The organism is Vibrio sp. B7 (genome assembly GCF_963888765.1).
Lineage (GTDB): Bacteria > Pseudomonadota > Gammaproteobacteria > Enterobacterales > Vibrionaceae > Vibrio > Vibrio anguillarum.
In genome coordinates this window covers 162,304-178,095 of record NZ_CAWPKR010000039.1, presented here as the reverse complement: position 1 = coordinate 178,095, position 15,792 = coordinate 162,304, and the positions used below count along the sequence as shown (strand labels likewise).

The window sequence follows — 15,792 nt, the reverse complement described above, 5'->3', positions numbered from 1 at the left end:
TAAACCGAATCTGTTTTTAACTTTAAACAACTGTTTTTAACTTTAAACAAATATTAACGCTTTCTTCCACCCTTTCATCAGAAGCAAGCGTTGCAAATGAGGAAAAGATCATGGCTTTTAACTTACGCAATCGTAACTTTCTAAAACTTCTTGATTTCACTCCACGCGAAATCCAGCACCTATTGGATCTATCACTTGAGCTGAAAAAAGCCAAATACAACGGTTATGAACAGCCTCGTCTCAAAGGCAAAAACATTGCACTTATCTTTGAAAAAACCTCAACTCGCACTCGCTGTGCATTCGAAGTAGCAGCGTTTGACCAAGGTGCTCAAGTCTCCTACTTAGGCCCATCAGGTTCACAAATTGGCCACAAAGAGTCGATGAAAGATACCGCGCGCGTCTTAGGCCGCATGTATGACGGCATCGAATATCGCGGCTTTGGTCAAGAGATCGTTGAAGAGCTTGGTGCCTACGCTGGCGTACCAGTATGGAACGGCTTAACTGACGAATTCCACCCAACACAAATTCTGGCTGATTTCCTTACCATGATCGAACATGGCCGTGGCAAACGCCTCCATGAAATGAAATTTGCCTACCTCGGTGATGCACGCAACAACATGGGTAACTCCTTGATGGTGGGCGCTGCGAAAATGGGCATGGACATTCGCCTTGTTGCACCAAAAGCGTTCTGGCCAACCGAAGAATTAGTCGCGGAATGTCGCACTATTGCAAAGCAAACAGGCGCGAAAATTACGCTTACAGATGATGTTCAAGAAGGCGTTCAAGGCTGTGATTTCCTTTACACCGATGTTTGGGTATCGATGGGCGAAGCGAAAGAAGCATGGGCAGAGCGCATTGAATTGATGCTGCCTTACCAAGTGAACATGGCGATGTTAAAAGCTACTGGTAACCCACATGTGAAATTCATGCACTGCTTGCCTGCATTCCACGGCGAAGATACCACCGTTGGCAAAGAGCTTGCGAAAAACTACCCAGTGCTTGCCAAAGGCGTTGAAGTGACCGATGAAGTGATTGAATCTGAGCATTCCATCGTGTTCGATGAAGCTGAAAACCGCATGCACACCATCAAAGCCGTGATGGTGGCCACCTTAGGTAACTAACTTAGGTAACGAATAGTAGATAATGAATGTAGGCGATGAATCGTCTACTTCATCTCTTTGATGTTGAATCGATGCGAGCTTGAATAAAGCTCGCATTTTTTTTCAGTCAATAACACTCACAAATCACGCTTATGCTTTAGCTGTAAACGCGTAGTAAATAACATCGAAATCAAGCTAATTTCGCATAAAAATCCATTTTATGGATATTTTCCAAAGAGTATTGCCAGCGTGTTTTTTGTCCGTATAATCCTTCGCAATTTGTCTAAACGGAGCAGAAAATGAACCGCAGCACTCCCCATCAACGCCATCCATTACACCCGGCGCCGGTCGAGTTAGCTGTTTTGTTTTTCTGTTCTGAACGTTATTGAAGCCTCCTATTTTAGGGGGCTTTTTTTTAAGCAAAATTTCGCAAAGGCTAGTAGCCAAAGCGAACCATACAGAGGGAAGACACGTTATGGCGCATTCGTTATTTAACAAGCACATCATTTCCATTCCAGAACTGAGCCGCGCGGAACTGGAGCTGATTGTTGAAACCGCAACAAGGCTTAAAGCGGAACCAAACCCTGAACTTCTCAAAAATAAAGTGGTGGCAAGCTGCTTCTTTGAACCTTCTACACGTACCCGTTTGTCGTTTGAAACGGCAGTGCAGCGCCTAGGCGGCACAGTGATTGGTTTTGATAATGGCGGCAATACGTCACTTGCCAAGAAAGGGGAAACCTTAGCTGACTCGGTGCAAGTTATTTCCTCTTATGTCGATGCATTTGTCATGCGCCACCCACAAGAAGGCGCTGCACGTTTAGCCTCTGAGTTTTCCAACGGCGTTCCCGTAGTCAACGGTGGCGATGGTGCTAACCAACATCCAACCCAAACCTTGCTCGATCTGTTTTCCATTTATGAAACGCAAGGCAGGCTCGATAACCTTAACGTCGCGTTCGTCGGCGACTTAAAATATGGCCGCACCGTCCATTCGCTCACCCAAGCCTTATCGAAATTCAACAATGTACGTTTCTTTTTTATCGCCCCAGAAGTGCTGGCGATGCCAGATTACATTTGCGAAGAGCTCTCAGAGGCTGGCATTGCGTTTAGTTTGCACGCCAGCATTGAAGAGGTCGTGCCTGAACTGGATGTGCTGTACATGACGCGCGTACAAAAAGAGCGCTTTGATGCATCTGAATACGCGCACATGAAATCGGCTTACATCTTAACCGCAGAAACATTAAAAGAAGCGCGCCACAATTTAAAAGTGCTGCACCCACTGCCTCGGGTCGATGAAATCACCACCGATGTCGATAAAACACCTTACGCCTACTATTTCCAACAAGCCGAAAACGGCGTTTATGCGCGTGAAGCTTTATTAGCCCTTGTTCTTAACCCAACCTTATAAGTAGGAGATAACATCATGGTAAAAGAGACCCAATTGCAAGTTGAAGCGATTCGTAACGGTAGCGTGATTGACCATATCCCTGCCAACCTTGGGATCAAAATTCTCTCTTTGTTTAAGTTAAATGAAACCAATCAACGTGTGACGATTGGCCTAAACCTACCCTCTTCTGCGTTAGGTAATAAAGATCTGATTAAAATAGAAAACCTTTATCTCACCAAAGAGCAAGCGAACCAATTAGCACTGTATGCCCCGAAAGCCACCGTCAATCAAATTGAAGAGTATAAAGTGGTCAACAAACTGACCCTCACTTTGCCAGAGCGAATTGACAGCGTATTTCGTTGCCCAAACAGCAACTGCATCTCTCATGGCGAGCCTGTCGAGAGCCGCTTTAAAGTGCAGCTCAAACAAGAGAATGTGCATCTCAAATGCCACTATTGTGAGAAAGTATTCTCGCGCGAAATCATGACTGAACGTTGCTAAAACAGCACTAAGCGCGCATCCATCGCGTTTACAGCCCTGCCAGCCTCCAGCGTCCTAACTCGGCGCTGGACCAACTTACGAATCTTGCATATTTCCGTGCATATTATTCCATCAAATCAACATAAAACGCCAAAAATCAATCGGTAATCTAGTTTATTATTTGGTGATCCCCCGCAAAAAGCGACACATTGATTAATGTTAAGCTACAGGCATCAATAATAATCCCCCACCACTTATAGAGGGGAAAAGAGCAATGCTCAACCGTTGCGCCATTGGCGTTAAACATAACGTGAACTCACACTCTATGGCTTTGGGAGTGTGCTGGCATGGTAAGGATCACCGATACCCCAGACGCAGTAGCGTGTATAAAAGGAACCGCCCGTGAACAGAAAAATCCCCCACGGCGCAATGCAAACCGATGACAAAACGTTAGCTTCCGCTTGTAAAAAAATCCTACAACAACAAAGTTTTGCTAACCAAAATGAGCTACGACTCAGGCTAATAGAGCTCGGCTACGAAGGCATTAGCCAATCCACTGTGTCACGCTTGCTTTCCCAACTTGGTGTGGTGAAAGTGCAAAATGCGTGCGGCAAAAAAGTGTACTGCATTACGGTCGAAACCGCGCCAGTGCGTGTTGAGTCATCTATCGCCTCACAAATTGAGTTTATCACTCACAATCAATCCACTGTGGTGGTAAAAACTCATCCTGGAAGTGCTCAATTGGTCGCGCGATTGGTTGATATTGATCCCCACACTGAGATTTTAGGAACGGTCGGTGGTAATGACACTGTGCTTATTATTCCCAAAGACATCAATAATATTGAAGCGTGTGAAGCGGTGGTGAAAACTCGCCTAGGTGTCGCTTAACCCCCATCGCCCAGCCAAGTGAGGTCCACAACCTCACTTGGCTTTTCTCGCTTCACTGCCTCATCAGCGACGATTTTTCCATCACTGTGAAACTTATTGCGCCGAAAAGCGGTCTGATTGGGTTAAGATGACACTCACCTAATGAAGACTCGATTTTTGTATGCGCCTACTCTTTTCCTTTGTACTGCTAGCTCTGCTGACACTTTCCCAACCTGCGTTGGCGGTCTTCGGCAATGACAATCCATTCAATAGTGGTAACAACCTCGGTTTGGCCTCAGCCGACAATCAATTTGTCCCAGTTGACCAAGCGTTTCCTTTTCATGCCGAACAGCAAGGTAGACAGGTATTCTTAGATTGGCAGGTCAAGCAAGGCTATTACCTCTACCAAGATCGGATCAGTATCAGCGCCGAAAATGCACAGCTTGGTGAAATCGAGATGCTCGATGGTCAGCCATATCACGATGAATTTTTTGGTGATGTGAAGATTTATACTGAGCCACTGTTTGTCGACATACCGCTCCTCAGTGCAGCAGCGAACGCCAAATTAATTATCCAGTACCAAGGGTGTGCAAAAGCGGGCTTTTGCTATCCACCAGAAACGCGAATTATCGACCTTCAAGCTGTGGCAAGCGATACTCGCTCTGACAACAACACGGCTGCCAATGTAGCGAAAATCAAAACAGCTTCACCAAAAGCGCCCGTGGCTGAACAAGACGGGCTAGCAAGCCGCCTCGCCGATTCTTGGTGGACACCGCTGCTCTTTTTAGCACTTGGCGTTGGCCTCGCCTTTACCCCTTGCGTACTCCCGATGTACCCGATCCTCACCAGTATCGTGCTTGGTCGTGGTCAACTTTCACAACAGCGCGCGTTGATTTTATCGTTTATTTACGTGCAAGGTATGGCGCTCACTTATACCGTACTTGGCCTAGTCGTCGCTTCGGCTGGGTTACAATTTCAAGCCGCGATGCAGCACCCTTATGTACTGATTGGCCTCAGTACCCTATTTGTGCTACTCGCCCTGTCGATGTTTGGCGTTTATACCTTACAACTGCCAAGCAAAGTGCAGACGTGGCTAAGCAGCCTGAGTAATAAGCAGCAAGGCGGGAACAGTCTTGGCGTGTTTGCCATGGGCGCGATTTCCGGTTTGGTTTGCTCACCGTGCACCACCGCGCCTCTTTCTGGCGCGCTGCTGTATGTCGCGCAAAGTGGCGACCTATTCACGGGGGCGATTGCACTGTATGCCTTAGCCATGGGCATGGGGATTCCGCTGATTTTGGTCGCCGTATTTGGTAACAAACTACTCCCCAAAGCCGGTGGCTGGATGGAGAGAGTCAAAACACTATTTGGCTTTATTTTACTGGCTGCGCCGATCTTCTTACTTGAACGCTTATTGCCACCAGTGTGGTCAACGGCGCTCTGGTCCGCGCTTGGGATCGCCGCGTTTGGTTGGCTCTATCATTGTAAAAACAGCTTGCCGTTTGGTGGCTGGAAACAGAGCATGGTTGGCATTATTGCGGTATTGGGTCTGTTTGCTTCAGCGCAACCCGCACTGGATGTGTGGTTTAAGCCAGAACAAACCAACCTAGCAAGCCCTAGCCATGTCGAGTTCATTCGGGTGAATAATATTGCCGAGCTCAACTTGCAGTTGAGCCAAGCCAAATTAGCAGGTAAACCCGTCATGCTCGATTTCTACGCCGACTGGTGCGTGGCGTGTAAAGAGTTTGAAAAGTACACTTTCCATCAGCAAGAGGTCGCGCAGAAACTGCAAAACTTTGTGCTATTACAAGCGGACGTCACCAAAAATCAGCCACAAGATATTGAGCTGCTCAAGGCGATGAACGTGCTAGGGTTACCGACGATTGATTTTTGGAATGCGCAAGGTGAACGCGTTTCAAACGCACGTATCAGCGGTTTTATGCCAGCCGATCGCTTTTTAGCACACCTCATCGCCCACCAGCTTTAAGGTACCCGTTATTGCCGCCTGTTTGAGCAGCCATTGCAACAGTCGGCAATAATGGCGCGTGAACACCATCACTTCTTCTCGAACCGCCTGACATACACCACTCTCAGATCAGGCTCAGTCACTACTAAGTATCAGACAAAAAGTGGATACAGTTCAGACTTTTAGCGTATAAAGATTGTTCAGTGAGAGATCGCGGTCAATAATCGATTTAACGACATTGCTAAAAGTGTAAAACGTCATGGATTCGACCTACACCATCATCATTGCTGACGACCACCCTCTGTTTCGCAATGCGCTATTTCAATCGGTGCATATGGCGATAAGCGGTGCCAATTTATTGGAAGCGGATTCGCTAGATGCCCTGTTAGCCTTATTAACCAAACAGAGCGATGTGGATTTGCTATTGTTGGATCTCAAAATGCCAGGCGCAAATGGGATGTCAGGGCTGATTCACTTGCGAGCTGAATACCCTGATTTACCGATTGTGGTGATTTCAGCCAGTGAAGAACCTTCGGTGGTGGCGCAAGTAAAAAGCCACGGTGCCTTTGGTTTTATTCCTAAATCGAGTGACATGCGCGCGCTGATCTCGGCGCTCAATCAAGTCCTAGCCGGTGACCCATTTTTCCCTGAAGGGCTAATTGCCAATCACGCCGCATGCAATGATTTAACCAAGAAAATTGCCGCCTTAACCCCGCAACAATACAAAGTATTAGGCATGCTCTCTGATGGGCTACTCAACAAACAAATCGCCTATGAGCTTAATGTTTCTGAGGCAACCATCAAAGCGCACATGACGGCTATTTTCCGTAAACTTGGGGTTAAAAACCGCACTCAAGCAGTAATTTTACTCAATGAGTTGGGCGAGTAGTCGGCTACTCGCTCGCTTCATCTAACGTCTCTTCTAAAGGTAATCGCAAACCGACTTTGGTTGCTTGCCAATCGGCCACGTCCGCCACGACCAGATACAGACCTTGCCATTCAAAATGGTCACCCAGTACTTGTGTGGCTCCGAGCTCTTGGATCAGCAAATCGTTGAGCGTCATCTCTTGATTGAGGTGTTCAATCGTCAAACCATAATAGGCAGCAACGTCAACGAGTTTTGCATCCACATCCAAAAAGAAGTCACCAAAGAAGCGCTCTAACGAGGCTTTTTCTGGCGCTTCACTGAATAGGTTGCTCAGTGATTCGAGATCTTTCTCCTGTGCTAACACGCACAAGACATCGCCCTCTTGCAACTTAGTGCTGCCCGATGGGTGAAGCAGTTGTTCATCACGAAACACGGCGGTAATACGTGTTCCTTCAGGCATAGAGAGATTGCGTAATGGCTCACCAATACACCATTTATCTTGTTTGAGTTTATAGACCAACATTTCCCATTCGCTGCACGGGTATATCTCAACACCGGTACGTGAAATTGGCTCAGGTTTGGGCGGTAGTTCAACGCGAGCCAAAGCGGCCGCTTTCATCAAGGTTCCCCCTTGTACCACTAGCGACACCATCACCACGAAGAAGGCTAAGTTGAAATAGAGCTGCGCATTCGGTAAACCGGCCATCATTGGGAAAACCGCTAAAATAATGGGCACAGCGCCGCGCAGTCCAACCCAAGAGATAAACCACTTTTCACGCGCAGTAAATGCTTTGAATGGCAATAAACCAATCCATACAGAAATGGGGCGCGCAAACAAAATCATACCAAAGGCAAGCGCAAAGCCCGGCACCGCAATGGTCAGCAATTCAGAAGGTGTGACCAATAACCCAAGCACTAAGAACATACCAATTTGGCTAAGCCACGTCATCCCATCCAGTACGTTCAAAATGGAATAGCGGCAACGAGTCGGTTTATTGCCCAGCAATAAACCCGTCAAGTAGATGGATAAAATACCACTGCCGCCGAGTGAATTGGACAGCGCAAAGATAATCAAACCGCCACTGATGGCCAAAATGGAGTAGAGCCCTTCTGGAAGTTGATTGCTATTAATTAGCTTCCAGAGCAGCCAACCTCCGGCCAATCCAAATAAAGCCCCGAGGCCAAATTGCTGGATAAAACTCAGCAGCAAGAATCCTGCGTTGAGATCATCGCCTTGGCTACCCAGTACCGCAATTAATGTCACGGTTAAAAACACCGCCATTGGATCGTTAGTGCCCGATTCAATCTCTAACGTTGAACCGACGCGCTCATTCAAGCTTCTCCCTTTAAGCAGGGAAAAAACCGCCGCCGCATCGGTTGAGCCAACTATCGCACCCACCAAAATACCTTGCAGCAATTCCAAATTAAACAGCCACGCCGCCATCAAGCCGGTGAGAATGGTGGTGATCGCCACCCCAAACGTCGCTAACGAAACTGACGGCCAAAAGGCAATCCGAAAACTGGCAACACGGGTACGCATGCCGCCATCCAATAAGATGATGGCAAGCGCTAAGTTACTGACTAAATAAGCAATCGGATAATTATCAAATAAGATGCCACCGGGGCCATCCTCCCCAGCCAACATACCCACCAATAAAAAAACGAGCAGAATAGGAATTCCTAACTTAGAAGAGACTGGACTTAACAACACACTTAATGCAATCAGCAAAGCACCTACGAGAAAAAAACCATTGATAGCAATTGCATCCATATTCCTTCCTTATTGATTTAATTATTATTGATTGAATAACCAACATAAATTCGCGTTCCATTGTGCCTTAGTTTAATCCGTTTTTAAGACAACTTTATGTAAACATTGATCGTTTTTATCGCGGCATGAATAACCAACCACATAAAAAATCGTTAACTCGCCATGAGCGATTTTCCAATCAAGAGCTTATGATCTTATACTTTTGGCTAATTTAACATTTACTCAACATAAGAAAGGCCTTCTAAATTGAGGAATTTCATTTAGTTACAATGAATTGGAAAAAACAACCTCCCGACTAAAGTTGCACAGACCCACCCCCCTTTCACTGCTATCTTAATTTCGTAACATTAAATTAACACTACAATATGCAAACCGAAGGAGAAGGTCATGGCGTTCCAATCAACCGAACATGCTCAAGCCTACTGGAAGGAAAACTTGGGAATTATGGGCTCACTGCTGGCAGTGTGGTTCTTGGTATCATATGGTGCAGGCGTTCTTTTCGTCGACGCACTTAATACGATTCATTTAGGCGGGTTCAAACTAGGGTTCTGGTTCGCACAACAAGGGTCCATCTATACCTTTGTCGCCTTGATCTTTATTTACGTTGTGCGCATGAATGCGCTCGACAAGAAATACAACGTGCAGGAAGACTAAGAGGTTTACGAAATGGATATTCAAACTTGGACGTTTATTCTGGTCGGTATTACGTTTGCACTCTATATCGGCATTGCCATTTGGGCCCGTGCAGGATCGACCAGTGAATTCTATGTTGCTGGCGGTGGTGTTCACCCTGTTGCCAACGGCATGGCAACCGCAGCGGACTGGATGTCAGCCGCTTCATTTATCTCAATGGCGGGTATCATCTCGTTCATTGGCTATGATGGTACCGTGTACTTGATGGGCTGGACAGGCGGCTATGTGTTATTGGCACTTTGCCTTGCACCTTACTTGCGTAAATTTGGCCAGTTCACCGTGCCAGATTTTATCGGTGAGCGATACTACTCAAAGACCGCGCGTATGGTGGCGGTATTTTGCGCCATCTTTATCTCGTTTACTTATGTTGCGGGGCAAATGCGCGGCGTCGGCGTGGTATTCTCTCGCTTCCTCGAAGTGGATATTAACGTTGGTATCGTCATCGGTATGGGGATCGTGTTCTTCTATGCGGTACTCGGTGGCATGAAAGGCATCACTTATACGCAAGTTGCACAGTTCTGCGTGCTCATTTTCGCCTTCCTTGTTCCCGCCATTTTCACCTCGATCATGATGACAGGTAACCCTCTGCCACAAATTGGTATGGGCTCAACCATTACTGGTACCGATGTTTACCTACTCGATAAACTCGATGGCTTAACTCAAGAGCTCGGCTTCACCGCTTATACCGAAGGCAACAAGAGCAAGGTTGACGTGTTCTTTATCTGCGCAGCCTTGATGGTGGGTACTGCTGGTCTTCCTCACGTCATTATTCGCTTCTTCACTGTGCCTAAAGTGCGTGATGCGCGTATCTCAGCAGGTTGGGCATTGCTGTTCATCTCTTTGCTATATACCACAGCGCCAGGTGTTGCTGCTTTTGCTCGCGTGAACATGATTGAGACCATTAATGGCCCAGACATGCAAGGCGTACCCGCAACAGACGCGCCTACTTGGTTTAAGAACTGGGAGAATACTGGCCTTGTAAGCTGGAAAGATAAGAACAACGACGGTCGTATGTTCTACTCTGGCGATGAGCGCAACGAGATGAACATTAACCGTGACATCATCGTATTGGCGTCTCCTGAATTGGCAAAACTGCCAAACTGGGTGGTTGGCTTGCTCGCAGCTGGGGGTTTAGCTGCTGCGCTTTCGACAGCTGCAGGTCTTTTATTGGTTATCTCGACGTCAATTTCTCACGACTTATTGAAGAAAGGCTTCAAACCAAACATGACCGATAAACAAGAGCTGTTAGCCGCACGCTTAGCCGCCATCATTGCGATTGTGGGTGCTGGTTACCTAGGCATTAACCCACCGGGTTTTGTGGCTCAGGTGGTAGCGTTTGCCTTCGGCTTGGCAGCCGCCTCCTTCTTCCCGGCCATTATTTTGGGCATCTTCTACAAGAAGATGAATAAAGAAGGCGCGATCGCGGGCATGGTCGCAGGGATTATCTTTACTGCAACCTACATCATCTACTTCAAATTCATTAACCCGGCAGCCAGCACGCCAGATAACTGGTTGTTTGGTATCAGCCCTGAAGGCATTGGTACGTTAGGTATGTGTTTGAACTTCGTGGTATCGATTGTGGTGAATAAATTTACCGCAGAAGTTCCAACCGAAGTGCAAGAAATGGTGGAGTCAATCCGCTTCCCGAAAGGCGCGGGGCAAGCTCACGACCACTAATCTTCACCTGCGAGCGTCATGCTCGATGTTCGCTCCGCAGTGAAGTGTGATAACAACCATAAAGCCGATGCCCACGCATCGGCTTTATGCTGCATGCTTAACTGACTCGATTCAACAGCGCGCGCAGTTTGAGTGGTTTTATCGGTTTGGGAATAAAGCTAAAGCCATTGGATTTAATCGCATCCATCATCTCTTCAGTACGATCAGCGCTGATGATGACCCCTTCAAAGCTATCTCCAAGCCGCAAGCGACACTGCTGCAACACTTCTAAACCAGTGCGACCATTATCTAAGCGGTAATCCGACAAAATAACATCAGGCAACCAATTGTTTTCTAATGCTTTCAGGCTTTGCAGTAAGTCCGCTGCTACTTTGACATCACACCCCCACCTTACGAGCAGATCGTTCATGCCGACTAAAATATCAGCTTCGTTGTCCACACACAGTACGCGCAGATGATTGAGATCAGATGGGATACCTTGCTCTATCGCCAGGGTCGGAGCCTGTTTGACAGCTTCAGCGCGCGTCAAAGAGAGCGAAAACACGCTGCCTTTTCCATGCCAAGAGCGCATCGAAATTTCATGACCCAGCACATATGCAATGCCTTTTGAAATCGCTAAACCGAGCCCCAAACCTTGGTCAGAACGGACTTGACTACCACGGTTAAACTCTTCGAAGATTTCTTGCTGCTTATCTTGCTCGATACCAATGCCATTATCCCAAACATCAATCCTGACCTGATCTCGCACTCGGCGTACACCCAGCACCACTTTACCTTTAGGGTTGTAGCGAAAAGCGTTAGTGAGAAAGTTTTGTACCACGCGACGTAATAATTTAGGGTCAGACATCACATAGAGCGAGGATGGGATCACTTTAAAATCAATCCCTTGCTGCTTAGCTAAGGCGCTAAATTCAGCGTTAAGATTCGAAAATACATCATTAATAGCAAAGCTATGAGAATGCACATCGAGCTTACCGGACTCTAAACGTGAAATATCCAGCAAATCACCAATCAGATCTTCAGCCGCGCCCAGAGCACTCTCTATATAACCCGCCAACGTTTTCACTTCCGTCTCTTTGGCCACCTCCGAGAGCGAAGAGGCAAACAGGCGCGCAGCGTTCAACGGCTGCATTAAATCGTGGCTGACAGCGGCCAAAAAGCGCGATTTTGATTGCGATTCTTGGTCTGATTTTTGAGTTGCCGCCACCAAGCGTTTGTTGAGGGTTTCAAGCTCTAGGGTTCGTTGGTGCACGCGCTCTTCCAAGGTTTCATTGGCCTCTTTTAATGCCTGCTCCGCTTCGCGAAAAACGGTGATGTCGCTAAAGCTCATCACAAACCCGCCGCCCGGCATCGGATTGCCTTGCACTTCAATAACTCGTCCATCAGGACGAATACGCGCCGAGGTGTGTCTGGTTCCTTGCTCAAGGTGATACACCCGCCGCCGCACGTGATCCTCAGGGTCACCAGGGCCGCATAATCCGTGTTGCGCGTTGTGCCGTATCACATCCGCAATCGGCCGCCCCACTTGAATCAGCCCAGCGGGAAACTCAAACAGTTCGAGATAGCGTTGATTCCACGCCACCAGCCGTAGCTTTTTATCGACCACGGTAATTCCTTGACCAATATGCTCAATGGCCCCTTGCAATAAGCCGCGACTAAAGTCGTACAGTTCGGATGCTTCATCAACAATAGTCGCCACTTCCTCAAGCTGCATGTTGCGTCCTTGTAGTGCGGAAGTGAGCACCAATTTGGCCGAAGAAGCACCAAACACCCCCGCCAGCACTCTTTCTGTATGACGGATTAAGGTAGATGGCGCTTGTTGGTTAGGTAGTAACGTCTCTCTCTGCTGGCTCCAATATTGGCGAAAGGCAGTGCGAACGCGAGTGCGCCCCACAAAACGAGCGGCCAACATTTCAAGCTCAGCCACTGTCACGCGGCTTTGATACAAGCTGAGATTCTCACTCTCAGGCAGCGGCGTACCGACAAAAGAGGCCGATTGTAAACGCTCACTCAAACTCGGACGAGTCACCATAGAGACAATAACGTAGCAGAATGTGTTGAGCGCAACACTGAGCATCATGCCCCAATCTGAGTTTTTCAGCCCCATCTGCACCAACCAATCCGGCGGGGTGATCATCCATAACAGAACGTTAGTTTGTGCATCGCCCGCCAGCATGTCGGTTTGGCTCATTAAGGTTACTAGCCACACAGTAAAACCGACCGCCAATCCAACATAAACGCCTTTGCGGTTGCCTTCACGCCAGTACATGCCACCAATCAATGAAGGGGCAAATTGGGTAATCGCCGCAAATGAGAGAAAACCGATCGCCGATAAAGAACCAATCGCATCCAACGCCTGATAAAAGCCCCAAGCACCAAGCAGCAGCAACAGAATCAACCCGCGACGGATGTTGAGCAACAACCCAGATAAATGACGGTAGTTGCGCTGAGTTAAGCGCATGCGGCGCAGCAGAAGCGGCATCACCAAATCATTAGAAACCATGATAGCCAATGCGATGGTCGAGACAATCACCATGCCGCTGGCCGCTGATGTGCCACCTAAAAACGCCAGTAAGGCTATCTGCTCTGCGCCCACCGACATAGGCACGCTGAGTACATAAGTATCGGCAGGGCTGCCGCTTAACAAACTTTGCCCAACCCATGCAATAGGTAGAACAAATAACCCCATCAAAGTCAGGTAAAGAGGAAATAACCAGCGCGCCGTGTGTAGATCTTGCGCGCGTTCATTTTCTACCACCATGGTATGAAACTGACGCGGTAAGCAGATGATCGCCATCATGGTTAATACGGTGTGGATCAACAGCGTTGGCCAGTTGGGCGCTTGATACGTCTGCTGAGCAATCGCACTTAGATCAACCGTTTCACGGCTTGAAGCCAGATAAATGATGAAACCGCCCACGGTTAAAAAAGCGACCAATTTAACAATCGATTCAAACGCAATCGCCATCATCATGCCGCGGTGGTGCTCGGTGTTATCAATATGCCGTGTACCAAACAGCATAGTAAATAGCGCTAAAGCCGCGACCACAAACCACGAGACGTGATAATTCTGATAACCAAATTGCGTAGCGAGGTTGGGGGCGACAATCTCAAGCCCCATAGTGATGCCGCGCAGTTGCAAGGCGATGTAAGGTAAAATGCCCACCACGGCAATCAAAGTTACGGTTACCGCTAATCCTTGCGATTTTCCGTAGCGAGCAGCAATAAAATCGGCGATGGAGGTAATATGTTCGCGCTTCGCAATCAAAATCAGCCGCGCCAACATACGCCAGCCAAGGGTAAACACTAAAATAGGCGCAATGTAGATAGGCAGAAATGACCAAGGGTTGCTAGCCGCTTGACCCACAGTGCCGTAAAAAGTCCAAGAGGTGCAATAGACCGCGATCGATAAGCTGTAGATCCACGGTCGCCATTTCGCCAGCCATTGGCTTTGCCTATCACCATACCAAGCGACGAGAAACAGCACGCCTAAGTAAGCGAGCGAAACGGGAACGACGATCCATCCTTGCATTTGATATCCTTATCGGTTCAAAAAAGCCTCTTCAAAGAAGAGGCTTCATTTAACTAAGGATAATTTTTAATCTCAATCAGTTAAGGTTAATTCTGTGCTTCAGGCTCAGCTTTGATTACCTCAGTACCTGACTCATTGGATGATGTGGGTTCGACTTTAATCAACAGCGCCAAAATGCCCATTGCCGCCATCGCCCAAAATACATTCGCGCCCCAGCGTTCATAACCCCAGCCACTCAAGGTGGTCATCAAAGCAATAAATGCCCCAAGTGGAATGGCGTTATACAGCGCTTGCATAGCCACCATTTTGCTTTGCGGTGCGTGCTGAATGTATTGAATCGCCGCTATATGCGCCATCGCAAACGTCACCCCATGCAGCAGTTGAATCGTCCCTAGCGCAAGCAGCGCGGTGGTCGACGCCATTAAGGTCCAACGCACCACAACCCCAATCGACGCGACAACAAATAATGTGCGTAGTGACCAGCCTGAAAAAAGGCGTTTGCTGAGCGCAAATACCGCGACTTCAGCGGCAACCCCTAAACTCCATAAATAGCCAATCAGCTCTTCCGAATGCCCCGCCGCTTTCCAGTGAATCGAACTGAAACTGTAATACGCCGCATGACTGCCCTGTATTAGCGCCGCTAGAATCAAGAATTTTATCACTGGCCACTCACGCAATAACTGCGTCAGTTTCGGTCGGACGGCATGTGCATCACCAACCGTCACGGGCATTGGGTTGGGATTGCGCAAGCTAATCAATAGTGAAACAAACACCCCAGCCAAGGCGGTGTAGAGGATCATGTCAGAACCATAACGTGCCACAAGTACGCCAACCACAGTAGAACCAGCGATAAAAGCCACCGACCCCCATAAGCGAGTGCGACCATAATCGAGCATTTTTAAGCGTGCATAATAGTTAGCCATCGCATCGGATAGCGGCACCACGGGGCCACAGCAAAGGTTAAACAACACAGTAGCTAACGCCATCAGCCAGAAACTGCCGCCCGTAAAGAAGTGAAAACCAATAAATAAAAACGCCGCAAAACTTAACCAACGCAGTGCTGGTAGAAGAAGCTCGGCCTTATGGATACGCGGCGTAATCACCAAATTAGCGACGCAACGCGTGGCAAAGCCCATACCGATTAATACGCCAATATCGGTTGCAGACACACCTTGGGTTTCAAACCACAGCGCCCAAAATGGCAAGTAAACGCCATACGCAAAGAAGAAACCAATAAAGTACTGCGATATCCAACCATATGGAGAGGGGTTAAGCATGATTCATCCTGAACAAAACGAGGGAGAGAAAACGGCCGTATTATGCAGGCAGTTTAAGATTCTAAAAAGGGAAGTTTACTGATAAATCTGTTTCCTTATTCACAACCTTGCGGGTCATATCACTCATTAGACCAAAGTCGTCTGGAGGTAGTGGCGATTTTTGTCACACTTAGATAGGAA

The 15,792-nt window shown here is 47.8% G+C and carries 11 protein-coding genes; 8 read left to right on the top strand and 3 right to left on the bottom strand.

Going from position 1 to position 15,792, the window contains the following annotated elements; translation table 11 throughout:
* Positions 1–110 precede the first annotated feature (110 nt).
* The 6 genes from AACV32_RS16715 to AACV32_RS16690 all read left to right on the top strand — a co-directional run bounded on the left by AACV32_RS16715 (position 111) and on the right by AACV32_RS16690 (position 6,683).
* The gene (locus tag AACV32_RS16715) at positions 111–1,121 is read left to right on the top strand and encodes an ornithine carbamoyltransferase (RefSeq protein WP_013855826.1); all 1,011 of its coding nucleotides are present in this window, start codon (positions 111–113) and stop codon (positions 1,119–1,121) included.
* 454 nt (positions 1,122–1,575) lie between these two features.
* Positions 1,576–2,505 (top strand): aspartate carbamoyltransferase, encoded by a 930-nt coding sequence (gene pyrB / locus AACV32_RS16710; RefSeq protein WP_017042200.1) that lies wholly within the window; start codon positions 1,576–1,578, stop codon positions 2,503–2,505.
* 15 nt (positions 2,506–2,520) lie between these two features.
* Positions 2,521–2,985 (top strand): aspartate carbamoyltransferase regulatory subunit, encoded by a 465-nt coding sequence (gene pyrI, locus AACV32_RS16705; RefSeq protein WP_017042201.1) that lies wholly within the window; start codon positions 2,521–2,523, stop codon positions 2,983–2,985.
* Positions 2,986–3,393: 408 nt separating this feature from the next.
* Positions 3,394–3,852, top strand: a complete 459-nt coding sequence (locus AACV32_RS16700; RefSeq protein ID WP_088718009.1) for an arginine repressor — start codon at positions 3,394–3,396, stop codon at positions 3,850–3,852.
* Between the two features lie 160 nt (positions 3,853–4,012).
* Positions 4,013–5,815: a protein-disulfide reductase DsbD gene (locus AACV32_RS16695; protein ID WP_170895444.1), complete on the top strand. Its 1,803-nt coding sequence runs from the start codon at positions 4,013–4,015 to the stop codon at positions 5,813–5,815.
* A 238-nt stretch (positions 5,816–6,053) separates the two neighbouring features.
* A complete protein-coding gene (locus AACV32_RS16690) occupies positions 6,054–6,683 on the top strand; it encodes a response regulator transcription factor (RefSeq protein ID WP_013855820.1) in 630 nt (209 codons plus the stop codon).
* Between the two features lie 4 nt (positions 6,684–6,687).
* On the opposite strand, the gene AACV32_RS16685 is transcribed toward AACV32_RS16690, so the two are convergent.
* A complete protein-coding gene (locus tag AACV32_RS16685) occupies positions 6,688–8,433 on the bottom strand; it encodes a potassium/proton antiporter (RefSeq protein ID WP_170895445.1) in 1,746 nt (581 codons plus the stop codon).
* Between the two features lie 387 nt (positions 8,434–8,820).
* On the opposite strand from AACV32_RS16685, the gene AACV32_RS16680 reads away from it, so the two are divergent.
* Together AACV32_RS16680 and AACV32_RS16675 are read left to right on the top strand one after the other, a co-directional pair.
* Positions 8,821–9,087, top strand: a complete 267-nt coding sequence (locus AACV32_RS16680; RefSeq protein ID WP_013855818.1) for a DUF4212 domain-containing protein — start codon at positions 8,821–8,823, stop codon at positions 9,085–9,087.
* Positions 9,088–9,099: 12 nt separating this feature from the next.
* Positions 9,100–10,803: a sodium:solute symporter family protein gene (locus tag AACV32_RS16675; protein WP_017048884.1), complete on the top strand. Its 1,704-nt coding sequence runs from the start codon at positions 9,100–9,102 to the stop codon at positions 10,801–10,803.
* Positions 10,804–10,900: 97 nt separating this feature from the next.
* Here AACV32_RS16675 and AACV32_RS16670 read toward each other — a convergent pair whose 3' ends face one another.
* Both AACV32_RS16670 and AACV32_RS16665 read right to left on the bottom strand, forming a co-directional pair.
* Complete coding sequence (locus AACV32_RS16670; protein ID WP_170895446.1) at positions 10,901–14,335, bottom strand: PAS domain-containing hybrid sensor histidine kinase/response regulator; 3,435 nt, start codon at positions 14,333–14,335, stop codon at positions 10,901–10,903.
* An 86-nt stretch (positions 14,336–14,421) separates the two neighbouring features.
* Positions 14,422–15,612, bottom strand: coding sequence for a 3-phenylpropionate MFS transporter (locus tag AACV32_RS16665; protein WP_170895447.1), 1,191 nt, complete (start codon positions 15,610–15,612; stop codon positions 14,422–14,424).
* Positions 15,613–15,792: the final 180 nt, after the last annotated feature.